At 64.2% G+C, this 16,026-nt stretch carries 14 protein-coding genes and 1 pseudogene; 12 read left to right on the top strand and 3 right to left on the bottom strand.

Annotation, left to right across the window (positions count from 1 at the left end; genetic code table 11):
• Window positions 1–235 precede the first annotated feature (235 nt).
• From AB8Z38_RS24525 to AB8Z38_RS24510, 4 genes are all read left to right on the top strand, one after another.
• A complete protein-coding gene (locus AB8Z38_RS24525) occupies window positions 236–1,000 on the top strand; it encodes an alpha/beta fold hydrolase (RefSeq protein ID WP_369720331.1) in 765 nt (254 codons plus the stop codon).
• A gap of 25 nt (window positions 1,001–1,025) precedes the next feature.
• Window positions 1,026–1,373, top strand: coding sequence for a hypothetical protein (locus AB8Z38_RS24520; RefSeq protein WP_369720330.1), 348 nt, complete (start codon window positions 1,026–1,028; stop codon window positions 1,371–1,373).
• 178 nt (window positions 1,374–1,551) lie between these two features.
• Window positions 1,552–2,226 carry a dienelactone hydrolase family protein gene (locus tag AB8Z38_RS24515; RefSeq protein WP_369720329.1) on the top strand — a complete coding sequence of 225 codons (675 nt, stop codon included), beginning with the start codon at window positions 1,552–1,554 and terminating at the stop codon, window positions 2,224–2,226.
• 227 nt (window positions 2,227–2,453) lie between these two features.
• Window positions 2,454–2,936 carry a hypothetical protein gene (locus AB8Z38_RS24510; RefSeq protein WP_369720328.1) on the top strand — a complete coding sequence of 161 codons (483 nt, stop codon included), beginning with the start codon at window positions 2,454–2,456 and terminating at the stop codon, window positions 2,934–2,936.
• Window positions 2,937–2,954: 18 nt separating this feature from the next.
• Here the strand turns inward: AB8Z38_RS24510 and AB8Z38_RS24505 are convergent, their stop codons facing one another.
• From AB8Z38_RS24505 to AB8Z38_RS24495, 3 genes are all read right to left on the bottom strand, one after another.
• On the bottom strand, window positions 2,955–3,689 hold the full coding sequence (locus AB8Z38_RS24505; protein ID WP_369720327.1) for a polysaccharide biosynthesis/export family protein: 735 nt from the start codon (window positions 3,687–3,689) through the stop codon (window positions 2,955–2,957).
• Window positions 3,690–3,946: 257 nt separating this feature from the next.
• Entirely contained in the window at window positions 3,947–4,603 is a 657-nt protein-coding gene (msrA, locus tag AB8Z38_RS24500; protein ID WP_369720326.1) for a peptide-methionine (S)-S-oxide reductase MsrA, read from the bottom strand.
• A 139-nt stretch (window positions 4,604–4,742) separates the two neighbouring features.
• On the bottom strand, window positions 4,743–5,060 hold the full coding sequence (locus tag AB8Z38_RS24495) for a hypothetical protein (protein ID WP_045006011.1): 318 nt from the start codon (window positions 5,058–5,060) through the stop codon (window positions 4,743–4,745).
• Between the two features lie 435 nt (window positions 5,061–5,495).
• Between AB8Z38_RS24495 and rpsT the strand changes: the two genes are divergently transcribed.
• The 8 genes and pseudogenes from rpsT (at window position 5,496) to gyrB (ending at window position 15,867) form a co-directional block, all read left to right on the top strand.
• Complete coding sequence (rpsT, locus tag AB8Z38_RS24490) at window positions 5,496–5,762, top strand: 30S ribosomal protein S20 (RefSeq protein WP_148737091.1); 267 nt, start codon at window positions 5,496–5,498, stop codon at window positions 5,760–5,762.
• A 1,279-nt stretch (window positions 5,763–7,041) separates the two neighbouring features.
• The gene (dnaA, locus tag AB8Z38_RS24485) at window positions 7,042–8,454 is read left to right on the top strand and encodes a chromosomal replication initiator protein DnaA (RefSeq protein ID WP_369726592.1); all 1,413 of its coding nucleotides are present in this window, start codon (window positions 7,042–7,044) and stop codon (window positions 8,452–8,454) included.
• A gap of 383 nt (window positions 8,455–8,837) precedes the next feature.
• Window positions 8,838–9,956 carry a DNA polymerase III subunit beta gene (dnaN, locus tag AB8Z38_RS24480; protein WP_369720325.1) on the top strand — a complete coding sequence of 373 codons (1,119 nt, stop codon included), beginning with the start codon at window positions 8,838–8,840 and terminating at the stop codon, window positions 9,954–9,956.
• 128 nt (window positions 9,957–10,084) lie between these two features.
• A complete protein-coding gene (locus AB8Z38_RS24475; protein WP_369720324.1) occupies window positions 10,085–10,450 on the top strand; it encodes an endonuclease domain-containing protein in 366 nt (121 codons plus the stop codon).
• A gap of 86 nt (window positions 10,451–10,536) precedes the next feature.
• A pseudogene (recF, locus tag AB8Z38_RS24470) lies at window positions 10,537–11,672 on the top strand (DNA replication/repair protein RecF).
• 109 nt (window positions 11,673–11,781) lie between these two features.
• A complete protein-coding gene (locus tag AB8Z38_RS24465; RefSeq protein WP_369720323.1) occupies window positions 11,782–12,525 on the top strand; it encodes a hypothetical protein in 744 nt (247 codons plus the stop codon).
• Window positions 12,526–12,687: 162 nt separating this feature from the next.
• A complete protein-coding gene (locus AB8Z38_RS24460) occupies window positions 12,688–13,149 on the top strand; it encodes a hypothetical protein (RefSeq protein WP_369720322.1) in 462 nt (153 codons plus the stop codon).
• A gap of 282 nt (window positions 13,150–13,431) precedes the next feature.
• On the top strand, window positions 13,432–15,867 hold the full coding sequence (gene gyrB, locus AB8Z38_RS24455) for a DNA topoisomerase (ATP-hydrolyzing) subunit B (protein WP_369720321.1): 2,436 nt from the start codon (window positions 13,432–13,434) through the stop codon (window positions 15,865–15,867).
• Window positions 15,868–16,026: the final 159 nt, after the last annotated feature.

Here is a 16,026-nt window from a genome sequence, read left to right as displayed (position 1 = left end):
TCGGTTAGTGGAGTTGCATGGAGCTGTATGGAGCGCTATGGAGTTCATTTTCTCCCCTTGTGGGAGAAGGTGGCGCGAAGCGCCGGATGAGGGGTATCTATCCGCGAATTCAACAGCAGCCGGACTCGCGGAGAGAGACCCCTCACCCGGCTCGCCGCCGCGCGGCGATCCACCCTCTCCCACAAGGGGAGAGGGTGCACTGATTTCGCGGCGAGAATAAAGGAAGGCGGACGCAATGCCATGGGTCGATCGGGACGGCGTCGGGATCTATTACGAAGTTCACGGCGATGGTCCGCCATTGCTGCTTACCCACGGCTATTCCTCGACCTCGGCGATGTGGCATGGGCAGGTCGAGGCGCTTGCGAAGGATCACCAGCTGATCCTGTGGGACATGCGCGGTCACGGCCAATCCGATTATCCCGATGATCCCAAGGCCTATAGCGAAGCGCTGGCCGTCGGTGACATGGCGGCGATCCTCGATGCGGTCGGCGTCGAGCGCGCCGTCATCGGCGGGCTGTCGCTCGGCGGTTACATGTCGCTCGCCTTCTACCGCGCGCAGCCGCAAGCCACCCGCGCGCTGCTGATCATCGACACCGGCCCAGGCTTCAAGAAGGACGACGCGCGCGAGGCCTGGAACGCGCGGGCGCTTGCCACCGCCGACAAGTTCGATCGCGAAGGCCTCGATGTGCTGAAGGCGGCGACGCGCGAGCGCGCCACCGCCAGCCACCGCAATGCCAGCGGATTGGCGCTCGCCGCGCGCGGCATGCTGACTCAGCGCGATGCGCGCGTGATCGAGCTGTTGCCCTATATCAAAGTGCCGTCGCTGATCGTGGTCGGCGCCGACGACACCCCGTTCCTTGCGGCCTCCGACTACATGGCGACTAAAATCCCCGGTGCACAGAAAATCGTGATTCCCGCCGCCGGACACGCCGTCAACATCGATCAGCCGCAGGCTTTTGTTGACGCCGTGGTGCCTTTCCTGAAGAACTTGCCGGGATAGGATGCTGGGACGAGGACGAACGCGGATGAAGCAAGCGATGTTGGCCATTGGCGCGATGGCGGCACTTCTTTCGACGTCAGCCGCGACGCAAGCGGAGCCGTTCGGCGGCACGCCGCCGCGCCTACCTTTCGTCGCGACCTTGTCGAACAACGCGCCACTGGCGTTCGGCATGGATGCCGAGCAGACCGCGCGTGTTTTGGGACAGCCCTTGCAATATGTGCGGGGACGCCCCGGGAACGAGATCTACCTCGCTCTTCGCAACCTCGGCGGCAGCAGACTGATCCCCTACCGCCACCGCCTGTTCCTGCAATTCCGTCACGGACGGCTGGCAGGATGGAAAGAGGATTACGGCGAGAACTGGATGTGGGAGTGAGGGCGGCCGCACAAGGCCTCTCCTCATCCTGAGGAGCTTGCAAAGCAAGCGTCTCGAAGGATGAAGGCCGCGCTGTCGGCATCACGGGCCTCTATTCGAGACGCGCGCGAAGAGCGCGCTCCTCAGGATGAGGAGATGGAGCTGGATATTCAGTTCGACAACAAAAAGGACAACCGGCGTGGGACAAGACATCAAGCTGACGGCTTCCGACCAATTCCAGCTCGGCGCCTATCGCGCCGATCCTGCCGGTGCTCCGAAGGGCGCGGTGGTGGTGATCCAGGAAATTTTTGGCGTCAATCACCACATCCGCTCGGTCTGCGATCGCCTCGCCGGCGAAGGCTATGTCGCGATCGCGCCGTCGATCTTCGACCGCACCGCCCCCGGCTTCCAGTCGGGCTATTCAGCCGATGAAATCGCGGAGGCACGAAAGTTCGTCGCCAATCCGGATTGGGCCGCGATGTTGCGCGACACCCAGGCGGCGATCGATGCGGTGAAGGATGTCGGTCCCGTCGGCATCATCGGCTTTTGCCTGGGCGGCAGCATCGCCTTCGTCGCGGCGACGCGGCTGTCGGGCCTGAAGGCGGCGATCGGCTATTATGGCGGCGCAGTCGTGCGCTTTGCCGACGAAACGCCGAAGGTTCCGACGCAACTGCATTTCGGCGAGAAGGATGCCGGCATTCCCCTGAGCGACGTCGAGACCGTCAAGGCGAAGCGGCCGGACGTCGAGGTCTTCATCTATCCGGGTGCCCAGCACGGCTTCCATTGCGACGAGCGCGCGAGCTACGACAAGACCAGCGCCGACATCGCCTGGCCGCGCAGCATGGCGTTTTTCAAGAAGCATTTGACGAAGTAAAGCGCGCGACTAGTCACCCCGTCATTCCGGGATGCGCCGACAGGCGCAGACCCGAATCCATCAGGCTGCAGAGTTGGTGGCGCGATGGATTCTCTGATGCGCAATTGCGCATCATAGCTCGCCACTTCGTTGCGCCCCGGAATGACGAGAGCAGGAATCGGGTGGCTACACCATGACGCGCGGCGATAGAGCTGGCCGATCAAGCCAGTTCACGCCGGGAGAGCGTCATGCAGCAGGCCAATACCAACATCCTCATTCGCAACCCGTTCGGCACCATGGATGTGCCGGCGCCGGGCGATTCCGCAGTCATGCACTATGCCATAACCGCCACGCTGGCCGGCGATGCCGCCGATGCCAATGCGGCGCATTGGGCAAACATTCCGGCGCTGTCCGATCCGCTCGAAGGCGCCTGGACCAGCCGCTGGAACGGCGGCGCCGATCCGACCATGGCCGGCGATACAGCGGATCAATGGAAGCCAGGTCGCGCGGAAATCCGCGTCGTCTGCGAACGGATCTATCTGCGATTCGATTGGAACGGCGGCCGAAGGCACGGGCTGATCGATGCCGCGCGAGAGAGCGGCAATTCTCTGATCGGGAAATATATCAACCTGACCAATCCCGCGATCATGCGGCCATGGATCGGCCTCGTGGTCGACAGCACGCGCATCGACGGATGTTTTCCGAACGGGAGGCTTGATTTCAGGCGGTGAAGCAACGCGAGGAGAGCGTTAAAACCAGCGCTCGCCGACGAACACGGTGTCGCCGGGGCTGACGGGGGTGCCGAGCGGAACGATGGCGCGCATGGAGCCGCCGGCTTCGGCGTGGGTGACGGTGACGACGTCGCGCTTGGCGCGCGGCGAAAAGCCGCCGGCGATCGCGACTGCGCTTTCGACCGTCATGTTGGGCACATAAGGATATTGGCCGGGGGCTGCGACTTCGCCGAGGATGAAGAACGGCCGATAGGATTCGATCTCCACCGCCACCGAAGGCTCGCGGATATAGCCGTTGCGCAGGCGCGCCGCGATTTCGCCGGCAAGACCCGCAGGGGTGCGGCCGCGCGCCGGCACGCCGCCGATCAGCGGCATGGTGATGGAGCCGCCGGCATCGATGGCGTAGCTGTTGGTGAGACCTTCCTGGCCGTAGACTACGACGCGCAGCTTGTCGCCGGCATCGAGGTGATAGGAGGCGTCATAACGAACCGGCCCGCCCATCGGCGCGGCATAGGCGACCGGCATGGGCTCCGGACCCGAAGCAAAGGAATTGCGCAGCGCGCTGATGGCACCGCCACCGTCGGCGATGACGACCGGCCGCGGCGCGCTGTAGGGCTGGCCATAGGCGATGGAATCAAGATCGGGGCGCGGCTGCACCATGGCGACGGGGCCGGCGGTCTGCATGCAGCCGCCAAGGGTCAGCGCGGCGGACGCTGCCAGGATCGACCATCGAAACGCGCGTGCAACCGGCACCTGAGCCATCCCTCGAAACGAGACAGGTTCAGTGATGCACCCGGTATGGTTAACAAAGGGTTGAGAGGGGGGCGAGGTGCGACGATGCGGGCAACGCGCATGGTGCGCTCCCTCCCCCGCATGCGGGGGAGGGTTGGGGAGAGGGTGCTTCCGCAGAGAGACTCTCCCAGAGGAGAAAGCCCTCACCCGCATTGCATCTATCGATGCAATGCGACCTCTCCCGCAAGCGGGAGAGGTGCAGCGAGTTCGTGGTTGGCTTACGCGCTCACGCCCACACCGATGGGACACGACACGCCGGTGCCGCCGAGGCCGCAATAGCCGGCGGGATTCTTCGCCAGATATTGCTGATGATAGTCCTCGGCGAAGTAGAACGGACCGGCGGGCGCGATCTCGGTGGTGATGGCGCCAAGGCCCTTTGCGGCGAGCGCCTTCTGATAGGCCGCCTTCGATGCGTCAGCCGCTTTCTTCTGCGCGTCGGAGTAAGTGTAGATCGCGCTTCGGTATTGCGTGCCGACGTCGTTGCCCTGACGCATGCCCTGGGTCGGGTTGTGGCTCTCCCAGAACGTCTTCAGGAGCGTCTCGTAGGAGATCTTCTTGGGATCGAACACGACCAGCACCACTTCGGTGTGGCCGGTGCGGCCCGAGCAGGTCTCCTCATAGGTCGGGTTCGGCGTGTGACCGCCGGCATAGCCGACAGCGGTGGCGTAAATGCCGTCGCCGAGCTCCCAGAATTTGCGCTCGGCGCCCCAGAAGCAACCGAGCCCGAATACGGCCTGCTCGAGGCCGGCGGGATAAGGCGGCTGCAGCTTCGCGCCATTGACGAAGTGAGTGGTCGCGGTCGGGATGGCTTGCGCACGGCCCGGCAGCGCTTCCGTGGCGCTCGGCAATGCGGTGGTCTTGCGCATGAACAGCATGGGTCGGATCTCCGAAACGAGCCGTCCGTCGCCCAAGTCGATATCCTAAAGCCAAGGGCTCAGGCGGCGTGCTCGCGATGAAGTGGGAATATAGGCATTTACGTTGGCAGGCGCAGCCCCGTTACGCCGCCGAGCGGGCCTAGTCGCGCGAATAGCCGATCAGAGGCTTGCGCGGGCGGAACAGGATCATCAACAGGATGCCCAGAATGCCGAGGACGGCGAAAACCGGCTGGTCCAGCACCAGGCGGATCACCGATGTCCAGAGCCAGGGCGCCTTGGCCTCGACCCAGGTCCGGAATGCGGACTGGCTGGCCTGATTGATGTCGTTCCAGAACTGGCCAAACCGGGTGAACCGGAGGCTCTGGTCAGCCACCCAGCGCGCACCGTCATAGACCATGAAGATGAACCCGCCGGCCAGCAGCAACAGCCCAATCAGTCGGAAAAAGCCGCGGATCATGCCCTACCCTCTATGGTCGTCCGGTCGGACGACCCGCAAAACGCCGCCAGCCAATAGCCGGGGGACGGCAGAAATTCAACCTCATCAGGGCGTTACGGCCGCCATTCGGAGCGCCAAGAGGCTGTTTTGGTGGCCCGGAAAGCGTTGACGGTGCCCCAGACCCCCTCTATAAGGGCGCCAACTGGCGGCGGGCGCAATCCTGCCGCCGCTGTTCTTTGAGCAGTCGGAGGCTCTTCGAGTCTCCAGGGGTGGCCGCAAGGCCGCCGCTGATGCTCCCGGAACGGCCTTGTACGTAACAAGCCTTGCTACGCAACAAGCCTTGGTACGCCACAAGCCTTGCGCCGAACACCCTAATTCCGAGCGTCGATTTCGCGGTCAAGCAGCCGGCGCCACCCGATCAAGATGCGACCGGTACCCGCAGAGGACATTTAGACCATGGCCAACACCACTTCCGCCAAGAAAGCGACGCGCAAGATTGCCCGCCGCACCGCCGTCAACAAGTCGCGCCGCACCCAGATGCGCGGCGCCGTGCGCACTGTCGAGGAAGCCATCAAGACCGGCGATCGCGCCGCCGCCGTCACGGCGCTGGCGAATGCCGAGCCCGCTCTGATGCGCGCCGCACAGCGCAACATCATTCACAAGAACAATGCCAGCCGCAAAGTCTCGCGGCTCACCGCGCAGATCGCCAAGCTCGCCAAGTAACAAGCTCGCCGAACCATTCGGCAGGCAAAGCTGGCGAAACCGTCGATCGACCGATCGATGATCGCAATCATGAAACAGCCCGGCATCTCGCCGGGCTTTTTTGTTGCCCGTCACAATCACGGACGCGGTATGATGAATTCAGCCCTTCGACGAACGGCTAGTGTTGATGATCCGTCGTTGCGCGTGAGTGCACTCCGTAATTTTACCGGTGCTGACTTTGCGCGACCGGAAACACCGCGTGCGCTGCGCAAAAACTTTTGCGCGGCGCGTTCAACTGCAATTTGCGCGTGCAAGTTTTGCACACCGTAGTTTACCGGAACGCGCATTGCAGTGGAGTTACCCTCCGAAACGAGACTCAAAAAACGGTGCTTCGATAATCACTTATCCACATAGTGACGAGAAGCATTTGGAAAATGAGCCGACGCGGCACCCGCGTGAAGGTTTTGTAAAATATTTTTGGCCGGCGTTCGAGATTTGTCACACAACGCGTTCGTTGTTCGATTCTGTGCGCTGATTCAAAACGTTGCTCTCAAGCCTGTGAACAACTCGTGCGCGGCGTTAACCCAGGTCAAGTTTTTTGACGCCTCAAGTGTGAATCAATTTCGTTGCGAGTCTTTGCGCATAGTGTATTCCTTAAGTCGTCAGCGGCGCCCACGATCTTGAGACCAGCGCGGTATCGGAAACGGGGCGAGCGTGCAAATCGGCGGCGGTGTGCACGTAGGCGGCGCTTCAACATGTGATCGTCGAACAGAACCCATAGCAATATGGGAAGGGCAGCTCTTTGTCTGAACGTCTCCAAGCGGGATCTCGTGCATCCCGCTCGCGCCAAGCGCAAACGAGAGACGTCGCGAAGCTATCCCGACGCGCATGGTGGACCAAGCCGAGCGGACGAGGAGTACACGGGCAGGCATCCGCGACATGAATACGCCGCGGTTGTCTTTTGGACACGCAGGACCTTGCCGTGCGCAAATCACGGCAGGACGGGGAGGTATCATGTTTTACGGACTCAACGCGGTAACGAAACAAGTTTCCCATTCCAACGATGCCGTTCTGACTCCGTCCGACCTCCAGCCTCCCGCACGTGACGGGGCGCCGAGTACGCGCTGACCTCGCGACCCTCCATCTCTGACATCGCTGATCTGACCACGGCATTCGCGCCGAACGGTCGAGCCATGCCCGCAGATGGAATCGCTCGAGGTCGCACCATCGCAGGGTCCTTGCGGGAACCCTGGATGGCGCTCACAACGCAACCTTATCTCTCAAGAAAAGTTCTCAAATGATGACAACACCGGAACAGGATCGCTGGTCACGCGTGAAGGGTCGGCTGCGCACGAGCGTTGGCGAAGACGTTTATACGAGCTGGTTTGCCCGCATGGATCTCGAAGGCGTGCAGGAAGAGAGCGTGCGTCTCTCGGTGCCGACGCGTTTCCTCAAGAGCTGGATCCAGGCCCATTATGCCGAGCGCGTGCTGACGTGCTGGCAGGCCGAGATGCCGGAAGTGCATCGCATCGATCTCACCGTCCGCTCTGCGGTGCGCCCGGTCGCGCAGCAGAAGGAAGTGCCCGCGCCGGTCGAGGTGCGCCGCGCCCCCGCGCCGGAGCTGCGCTCGACTGCGACCGCGCCGGTCTCCGCCAATCATGATGCGCTCGGCGGCTCGCCGCTCGATCCGCGCCTGACCTTTGCGAGCTTCGTCGTCGGCCGCTCCAACACGCTGGCCCATGCAGCGGCACGCCAGGTCGCGGAGGGCCGCCGCGGCGATGCCGTGATGTTCAACCCGCTCTACATCCATGCCGGCGTTGGCCTCGGCAAGACGCATCTGCTCCAGGCGGTGACCTGGGCCGGCAATTCCGGCAACGAGCGCAAGGTGCTCTATCTCACCGCGGAAAAATTCATGTACGGCTTCGTCGCCGCGCTGAAAACGCAGACGGCGCTCGCCTTCAAGGAAGCGCTGCGCGGCATCGACGTGCTGGTGATCGACGATCTTCAGTTTCTCCAGGGCAAGTCGACGCAGGCGGAGTTCTGTCACACGCTGAACGCGCTGATCGACGCCGGCCGTCAGGTCGTGATCGCGGCCGACCGGCCGCCGTCCGATCTCGAAAGCCTCGACGATCGCGTCCGCTCGCGTCTTGCCGGCGGGCTGGTGGTCGAGATGGCCTCGCTCGGGGAAGAGCTGCGGCACGGAATCCTCAAGTCGCGCGTCGCGGCGGCTCGCGCCCATCACGCGACGTTCGAGGTGCCGGAGGAGGTGCTGACCTATCTGGCCCGCGCCATCACCCATAACGGCCGGGATCTCGAAGGCGCGATCAACCGTCTGCTCGCGCACTCGAAGCTCAACAACCGGCCGGTGACGCTGGAGATGGCAGAGCACGAGGTGCGCGACCTGATCCGGCCGCAGGAGCCGAAGCGGATCAAGATCGAGGATATCCAGCGCGTCGTGGCGCGGCAATATAATGTCAGCCGCTCCGACCTCTTGTCCTCGCGCCGCACCGCCAACGTGGTCCGTCCGCGCCAGGTGGCCATGTATCTCGCCAAGACGCTGACCTTGCGCTCCCTGCCGGAAATCGGCCGCCGCTTCGGCGGGCGCGACCACACCACGGTGCTGCACGCCGTGCGCAAGATCGAGGCCCTGGTCAGCAAGGACACCGCGCTGTCGGAAGAGGTCGAGTCGCTGAAGCGCCAGCTTCAGGAATAAACGCCTATCGTTTCGCGCACGGGTGACCGCACCTCGATTGACATGGAAGATCGTCATGCCCGGGCTTGTCCCGGGCATCCACGTTCTTCGTACGGCGGCGCAAGGCGTGGATGGCCGGGACAATCCCGGCCATGACGCGGAGAGGCGCCTGTGCCTGCGACGAAGGCATCGAGATTGGGTACGAAAACAGCGGTAAATCGTGGGGAACCACCTCCCAATCCCTTGAATCCGGGGGCCATCCGCGCCACCTTGCGCGACCTTGGCGGCTTTGGTCATATCGGCTGGATGATCCGGTCTGTCGGGGTCTTCGGCGCCGTGGTGTGCATCCTGCCGCCCGGCCTTTCCAACGCTTTAGTTTTCTCGGGGATCGGGCGAGTAGTGCAATGAAGGTTACGGTCGAACGCGCGCAACTCCTGAAATCGCTGGGCCATGTCCACCGCGTGGTGGAGCGCCGCAACACGATCCCGATCCTGGGCAACGTGCTGGTCCGCGCCGAGAACGCGAAATTGTCGCTGAAGGCGACCGACCTCGACCTCGAGGTGACGGAGACGCTGCCGGCGGAGACCGCGACCGCGGGCTCCACCACGGTGCCGGCACACATGTTCTACGACATCGTGCGCAAATTGCCCGACGGCTCGCAGATCGTGCTGGAGGCCGACGGCGACCGCGCCGTGCTGGCAATCCGCGCCGGCCGCTCGCGCTTCACGCTGCAGACCCTGCCGGAAAATGATTTCCCGGATCTCGCCGCCGGCGACATGTCGCACTCGTTCTCGCTCGCCGCCAAGGACGTCAAGCGGCTGATCGACCGCACCCAGTTCGCGATCTCGACTGAAGAGACGCGCTATTATCTCAACGGCATCTATCTGCACGCCGCAGGCACGGCGAAGGCCGCGACCCTGCGCGGCGTCGCCACCGACGGCCATCGCCTCGCCCAGCTCGATCTGGTCCAGCCCAAGGGCGCCGAGGGCATGCCCGGGGTGATCGTGCCGCGCAAGACCGTCGGCGAGGTGCAGCGCCTGATCGAGGACAACGAGGCCGAAGTCACCATCGAGCTGTCGCAGGCCAAGATCCGCTTCACCATCGGCAATGTGGTGCTGACCTCCAAACTGATCGACGGCACCTTCCCTGACTACGGCCGCGTCATCCCGCAGGGCAACGACAAGGAACTCGTGGTCGACAAGAAGGATTTCGAGAACGCGGTCGACCGCGTCTCCACCATCTCCAGCGAACGCGGCCGTGCGGTGAAACTGTCGCTGTCGCCGGGCAAGCTGGTGCTGTCGGTGACCAATCCGGATTCCGGCAGCGCCACCGAGGAGATCGAGGTCGAATATGCCTCCGACGCCCTCGATATCGGTTTCAACTCGCGCTATCTGCTCGACATCGCCTCCCAGATCGAAGGCGAGGTCGCAACGCTCAGGCTCGCCGACCCCGGCTCGCCGACCCTGGTGCAAGACCGCGACGACAAGAGCGCGCTGTACGTGCTGATGCCGATGCGGGTGTGAGGGGAGGTGCTCCCTCGCCAACATAGCCTGCTTATAGAAACAAGCGCGATGCGCATGACTGCGCCCTCTCCCCTTGTGGGAGAGGGCTGCTCCGCTGGCGGATACACATTCGGTTGGGTGAGGGGTTAGTGCCGCAGGAGCCATCCCATCGGTCGGTCCCAAAACGTCTCCGCCAGTTCGCGAAGAACATGCGGCACGAACCGACCGATGCGGAGGCCGCGATGTGGCGCCTGCTCAGGGATCGTCGGTTGTCCGCCTACAAGCTTCGCCGACAAGTTCCGTTCAAGAGTTACATTCTCGACTTCGTCTGCTTCGAGAAGCGCCTTGTGATCGAGATCGACGGCAGTCAGCACGCAGAATCACGAAGCGATACAGCGCGTGATGCTATGCTCGCGGCCGAAGGTTTCTCGATAGCGCGTTACTGGAACAATGACGTGCTACAGCAGCCCGCTTCTGTATTGGAGGATATCCTTGCAAAGCTTGCCAGGCGGTAAGATACCCCTCACCCGTCGCCTCACTTCGTGAGGCGCCACCCTCTCCCACAAGGGGAGAGGGGATCAGAGCGTGCCGCAGTTCCGATATGACCCCCTCCCGCATTCATCGCCTGACGCTGACGCATTTTCGCAATTATCGGGCGGCGGGGCTCGAGACGGCGGCTGACATGGTGGCGCTGGTCGGGCCGAACGGGGCGGGCAAGACCAATTGCATCGAGGCGATCTCGTTCCTGTCGCCGGGACGCGGCTTGCGGCGGGCAACGCTGGAGGACGTCGCCGACAACCAGGGTGACGGCTCCTGGGCGGTGTCGGCCCAGGTCGAGGGCGCGCTGGGGCTCGCCACGCTCGGCACCGGCATCGACCCCCGCGACCCGACAATGCGGTGAGCCGGCGCTGCCGCATCGACCGCGAGCCGGTGAACTCGGCAACGAGCTTCGGCGACCATATCCGCATGGTCTGGCTGACGCCGGCGATGGACGGGCTGTTCATGGGCGGCGCGTCGGAACGGCGGCGCTTCTTCGACCGCCTCGTGCTTGCGATCGACAGCGAGCATTCCAGCCGCATCTCCGCACTCGAGCGCTCCTTGCGCTCGCGCAACCGCCTGCTCGAGGTGCGCAATTACGACGACCATTGGTGTGATGCGATCGAGCGCGAGACGGCGGAGCTCGCCGTCGCCGTCGCCGCAACGCGCGGCCAGACCGCGGCGCGATTGACCGGCATGCTGAATGCGCGCGCGCAGGCCTCCGCGTTTCCGTCGGCGCAGATCGCGCTCGACGGCTGGATGGAGAACGCGCTGCTTGAGGAGACCGCGACCGCGGTCGAGGACCGCTACCGCCAGATCCTGCGCGACAACCGCCCGCGCGACGCCATCGCCGGCCGCACCACCGACGGCCCGCATCTCACCGACCTGCAGGTGATCTACGCGCCGAAGGGCATGCCGGCGCGCGATGCCTCGACCGGCGAGCAGAAGGCGCTGCTGATCGGGCTGGTGCTGGCGCATGCGACCCTGGTCGCCGAGATGACCGGCATCGTGCCGCTGCTGCTGCTCGACGAGGTCGTCGCCCATCTTGATCCGAACCGCCGCACGGCCCTGTTCGACGAGCTGCGCAAGCTCGGCGCGCAGGTCTGGCTGACCGGCGCGGATCCGGCCGCCTTCGCCGACATCGCCGCTGCTGGCGAGGTGTTTGACGTCGAGAGCGGACAAGTGTCGGCCCGCCGCTAACGCCGCCATTGAACCCGCGTTATTCTCCTCGCGACTAGCTGTCTGTGGCCGCCGACGCTGTCGCGGCAATTGCGCGATGACATGACGCGCGACATCCCTGGAGAGTGAGATGCGGACGGTAAGGACCGGGGCAGATGCCCCGGCGCGCTGGTACGTATTCGCGTGCGGCCTTTTCCTGTTCGCTAGCTGCATGCTCGCGGCAAGCGCCAGCGCGTGGGTGCCGTATCTGTCGCCGCTGTTTTCGTCCGCGCTCGCACCGGATCCCGATGCCAAACTGCCGGCGCCGACCCGCTACAGCTTCAGGGCAATCCACACCACCATGATGCGGGGCATCGAGGCGCCGCTCCGCGTCAAGCTCGAGGCCACCGTGCCCGCAGAGCTCGGCGACGTCCTCGCCTTCTACCGCAATGAGCTCGGAAATCTCGGCTGGCAGGAACAGACCGACGACGCGGTGGTCGCGGCCGATCACGTCCAGCTCGCCTTCCTCTCGCCGCTGGGTCCGGCAACGCTGCAGCTCGGCCGCAACGAGAGCGGCACCTCGGTCAATCTCGTGCAGCGCAATCAGGACGCCGCGACCAGAGCGAACGTGATGCCCGAGCCCAGTCAGGCGAAGCTGGTGTTCAGCAATATCGGCGACAGCGAAGCCGTGCTGACGATCAACCAGCGCACCGTCAAGCGCGCCGGCGGCGCCCAGGCCGTCGCGCTGGATCTGCCGCCCGGCAAGTATTCCTACGAAATGAGCGTGCCGGGCCATTCGACTGCCACGAACACGCTCAGCTTCGCCGCCGGCGATACCTGGGAGCTCACGGTCGGACGCGACGGCGAACTCTGGTCGCCGCTCCAGCTGTATTGATCCGTCCGATCAGTCCGACGGTGCGGCAGCGCCATTGAACCTGCCCGGTTCCTGCCGCGACTAGCTGTCTGAGACCGCGCCGGCGGTGTCGCAGCTTGCAATTGCGCACGGATTTTTGGCGCGCGACATCCTGGAGAGTGGCCATGTTGACGGTAGCGCGCTGTGCTCGCCTTCTACCGCACGGAGCTCGCAAAGCGCGGCTGGGAGGAAAGGCCGGACGGCACGGTGATCGCCGCCGATCACGCTCAGCTCGCCTTCGTCTCTCCGAAGGGGCCGGCCACACTGACGCTTGGCCGCGCCAAGGGCGAGACCACGGTCAGCCTGGTGCGGCGGAATACGGAGGCCGCGGCCAAGGCCAATTTCCTGCCGATGCCCGGACAGGCGCGGCTGATATTCGGCTATCTGGTGCCGGACGTGGCTTCGCTCGCGATCAACGATCAAACCGTCAAGATCGCGGGCGGCGTAAATCACCCACAAACGCTGGATCTGCCGCCCGGCACCTATTCCTACCAGCTGCTCGTGTCGGGCCATCTGGCGCACACCGGGACCATCACCGTCGCCTCAGGCGAGACCTGGGCCCTCGGGCTCGGTGACGACGATAAGAAGCCCGATCAGATCTACTGAGCCGAGCCGCCTGTTTCGGGTGCGGCGGCGCTCCGGAACAGGCCTCTGCACTCCCGCAAAGTCCACCCCCTGAAGAGCAAGAAACAGGGTCTCGAATCGCCCTTTTCGCGGGCCCCAGAATCGGCCTTCGCACGCCTTGAAAATCGGCTCAAAAACCCTACCTTGTCAAAGGGTTGCCAGGAGATACTTTGCGCTAGGCGCAAGCGGTCTTTCATGGCACAAATAGCCTGCAAATCAGCGCCTTTTGCGCGGCTGATTCGGGCGACATCTCGAAGGCCTCTCATGACAGAACCTGCTCGGCAGACGCCTGCCGAAAACGAGCCCTCCAATCCAAGCGATTACGGGGCGGAATCGATCCGCGTGCTCAAGGGACTCGATGCCGTCCGCAAGCGCCCGGGCATGTATATCGGCGACACCGATGACGGGTCCGGCCTGCACCATATGGTCTACGAGGTCGTCGACAACGCGATCGACGAGGCGCTCGCGGGCCATGCCACGCGCGTCGACGTCGTCCTCAACGCCGACACGTCCGTCACCGTGCGCGACGACGGACGCGGCATTCCCGTCGACATCCACAAAGGCGAAGGCATCTCGGCGGCCGAGGTCATCATGACCCAGCTCCATGCCGGCGGAAAGTTCGACCAGAACTCCTACAAGGTCTCCGGCGGCCTGCACGGCGTCGGCGTCTCCGTCGTCAACGCGCTGTCGAGCAAGCTCACCCTTCGCATCTGGCGCGACAACAAAGAACACAGCATCGAATTCGCGCACGGCGATGCGGTCGCACCGCTGAAGGTCGTCGGCGATGCGCCGGGCAAGCGCGGCACGGAGGTGACGTTCCTGGCCTCGCCCGACACCTTCAAGAACATCGAATATGATTTCGCGACGCTGGAACACCGCCTGCGCGAGCTCGCCTTCCTCAACTCCGGCGTCAACATCGCCCTCTCCGACATGCGTCACGCGGTCGAGAAGCGCGAGGAGATGCACTATTCCGGCGGTGTCGAGGAGTTCGTCAAATATCTCGACCGCAACAAGAAGGCGATCGTGCCGGCGCCGATCATGGTGCGCGCGGAGAGCAACGGCATCGGCGTCGAAGCGGCGCTGTGGTGGAACGACAGCTACCACGAGAACGTGCTGTGCTTCACCAACAACATCCCGCAGCGCGACGGCGGCACGCATCTGGCCGGCTTTCGCGGCGCGCTGACGCGCCAGGTCAACGGCTACGCGGACACCTACGCAAAGAAGGAAAAGATCGCGCTCACCGGCGACGACTGCCGTGAAGGCCTCACCGCAGTTTTGTCGGTGAAGGTCCCCGATCCGAAATTCTCGTCGCAGACCAAGGACAAGCTGGTGTCCTCGGAAGTGCGGCCCGTGGTCGAGAACGTCATCAACGAGGCGCTGCAGGCCTGGTTCGAGGAACACCCCAGCGAAGCCAAGGTGATCGTCGGCAAGGTGATCCAGGCGGCGGCTGCCCGTGAGGCCGCGCGAAAGGCGCGCGAGCTGACGCGCAAGAGCCCGCTCTCGGTCTCCTCGCTGCCCGGCAAGCTCGCCGACTGCCAGGAAAAGGATCCGGCAAAGTCCGAGCTCTTCATCGTCGAGGGCGATTCGGCAGGCGGCAGCGCCAAGCAGGGCCGCAATCGCGAATTCCAGGCGGTGCTGCCGCTGCGCGGCAAGATCCTCAATGTCGAACGCGTACGTCCCGACAAGATGCTGGGCAGCGAGCAGATCGGCACGTTGATCACCGCGCTCGGCACCGGCATCAGCGACGAGTTCTCGATCGAGAAGCTGCGCTATCACAAGATCATCGTGATGACGGACGCCGACGTCGACGGCGCCCATATCCGCACGCTGCTGCTGACCTTCTTCTACCGCCAGATGCGCGACATCATCGACGGCGGCTATCTCTATATCGCCCAGCCGCCGCTCTATAAGGTCTCCAGAGGCAAGTCCGAGCAATATCTGAAGGACGAGCGCGCGCTGGAGGACTATCTGATCGACACCGGTCTCGACGACTGCGTCTTCATTCCCGGCACCGGCGGCGATCGCACCGGCCGCGACCTGCGTTCGCTGGTCGACGACGCCCGCGCCGTTCGCGGCATCCTGCGCAGCCTGCACAGCCGCTACAATCGCAAGGTGATCGAGCAGGCCGCCATCACCGGCGTGCTCAACAAGGCGATCTACGGCGATCCGGAGAAGGCCGCCGCGGCGGCGCAATACATCGCCGCGCGCCTCGACACTCTCGCCGACGAGGTCGAGCGCGGCTGGATCGGTCAGTACGCGGAAGGCCAGGGATTCCAGTTCGAGCGCACGGTGCGCGGCGTCAAGGAAGTCGCCCTCATCGACGACGCTTTCTTAGGCTCGGTCGAAGCCCGCAAGCTCGACGAGTACACGGTAAAGCTCCAGGACGTCTATGCCCGCCCGGGCAAGCTGCGGCGCAAGGACGTCGAGCACATGGTCTATGGCCCGGTCGACCTGTTCGAAGCGGTCACCGACGCCGGCCGCAAGGGCGTCACGCTGCAGCGCTACAAAGGTCTGGGCGAGATGAACCCGGAGCAGCTCTGGGAAACGACGCTCGATATCAATGCGCGCTCGCTGCTCCAGGTGAAGGTCAAGGAGGTCGACGAGGCCGACGACATCTTCACCAAGCTGATGGGCGACGTGGTCGAACCGCGCCGCGACTTCATCCAGGAACATTCGCTGAGCGCGACGATCGATATTTGAGGCTACGGGGCGCAGGCTTGCTGCGACCTCTCCCGCGTGCGGGAGAGGTCGCGCCAAAGGCGCCGGGTGAGGGCTTTCTCCTCTTGGGGATTGTCCCGTCGCGGCGACAGCCTCTCCCCAGACCTCCCCCGCAGGCGAGGGAGGGAGCGCACCTCCGTC

It is taken from the genome of Bradyrhizobium sp. LLZ17 (genome assembly GCF_041200145.1).
GTDB lineage: Bacteria > Pseudomonadota > Alphaproteobacteria > Rhizobiales > Xanthobacteraceae > Bradyrhizobium.
Note: the sequence above shows the minus strand (reverse complement) of the source record. Positions and strands in the feature narration are given on the sequence as shown.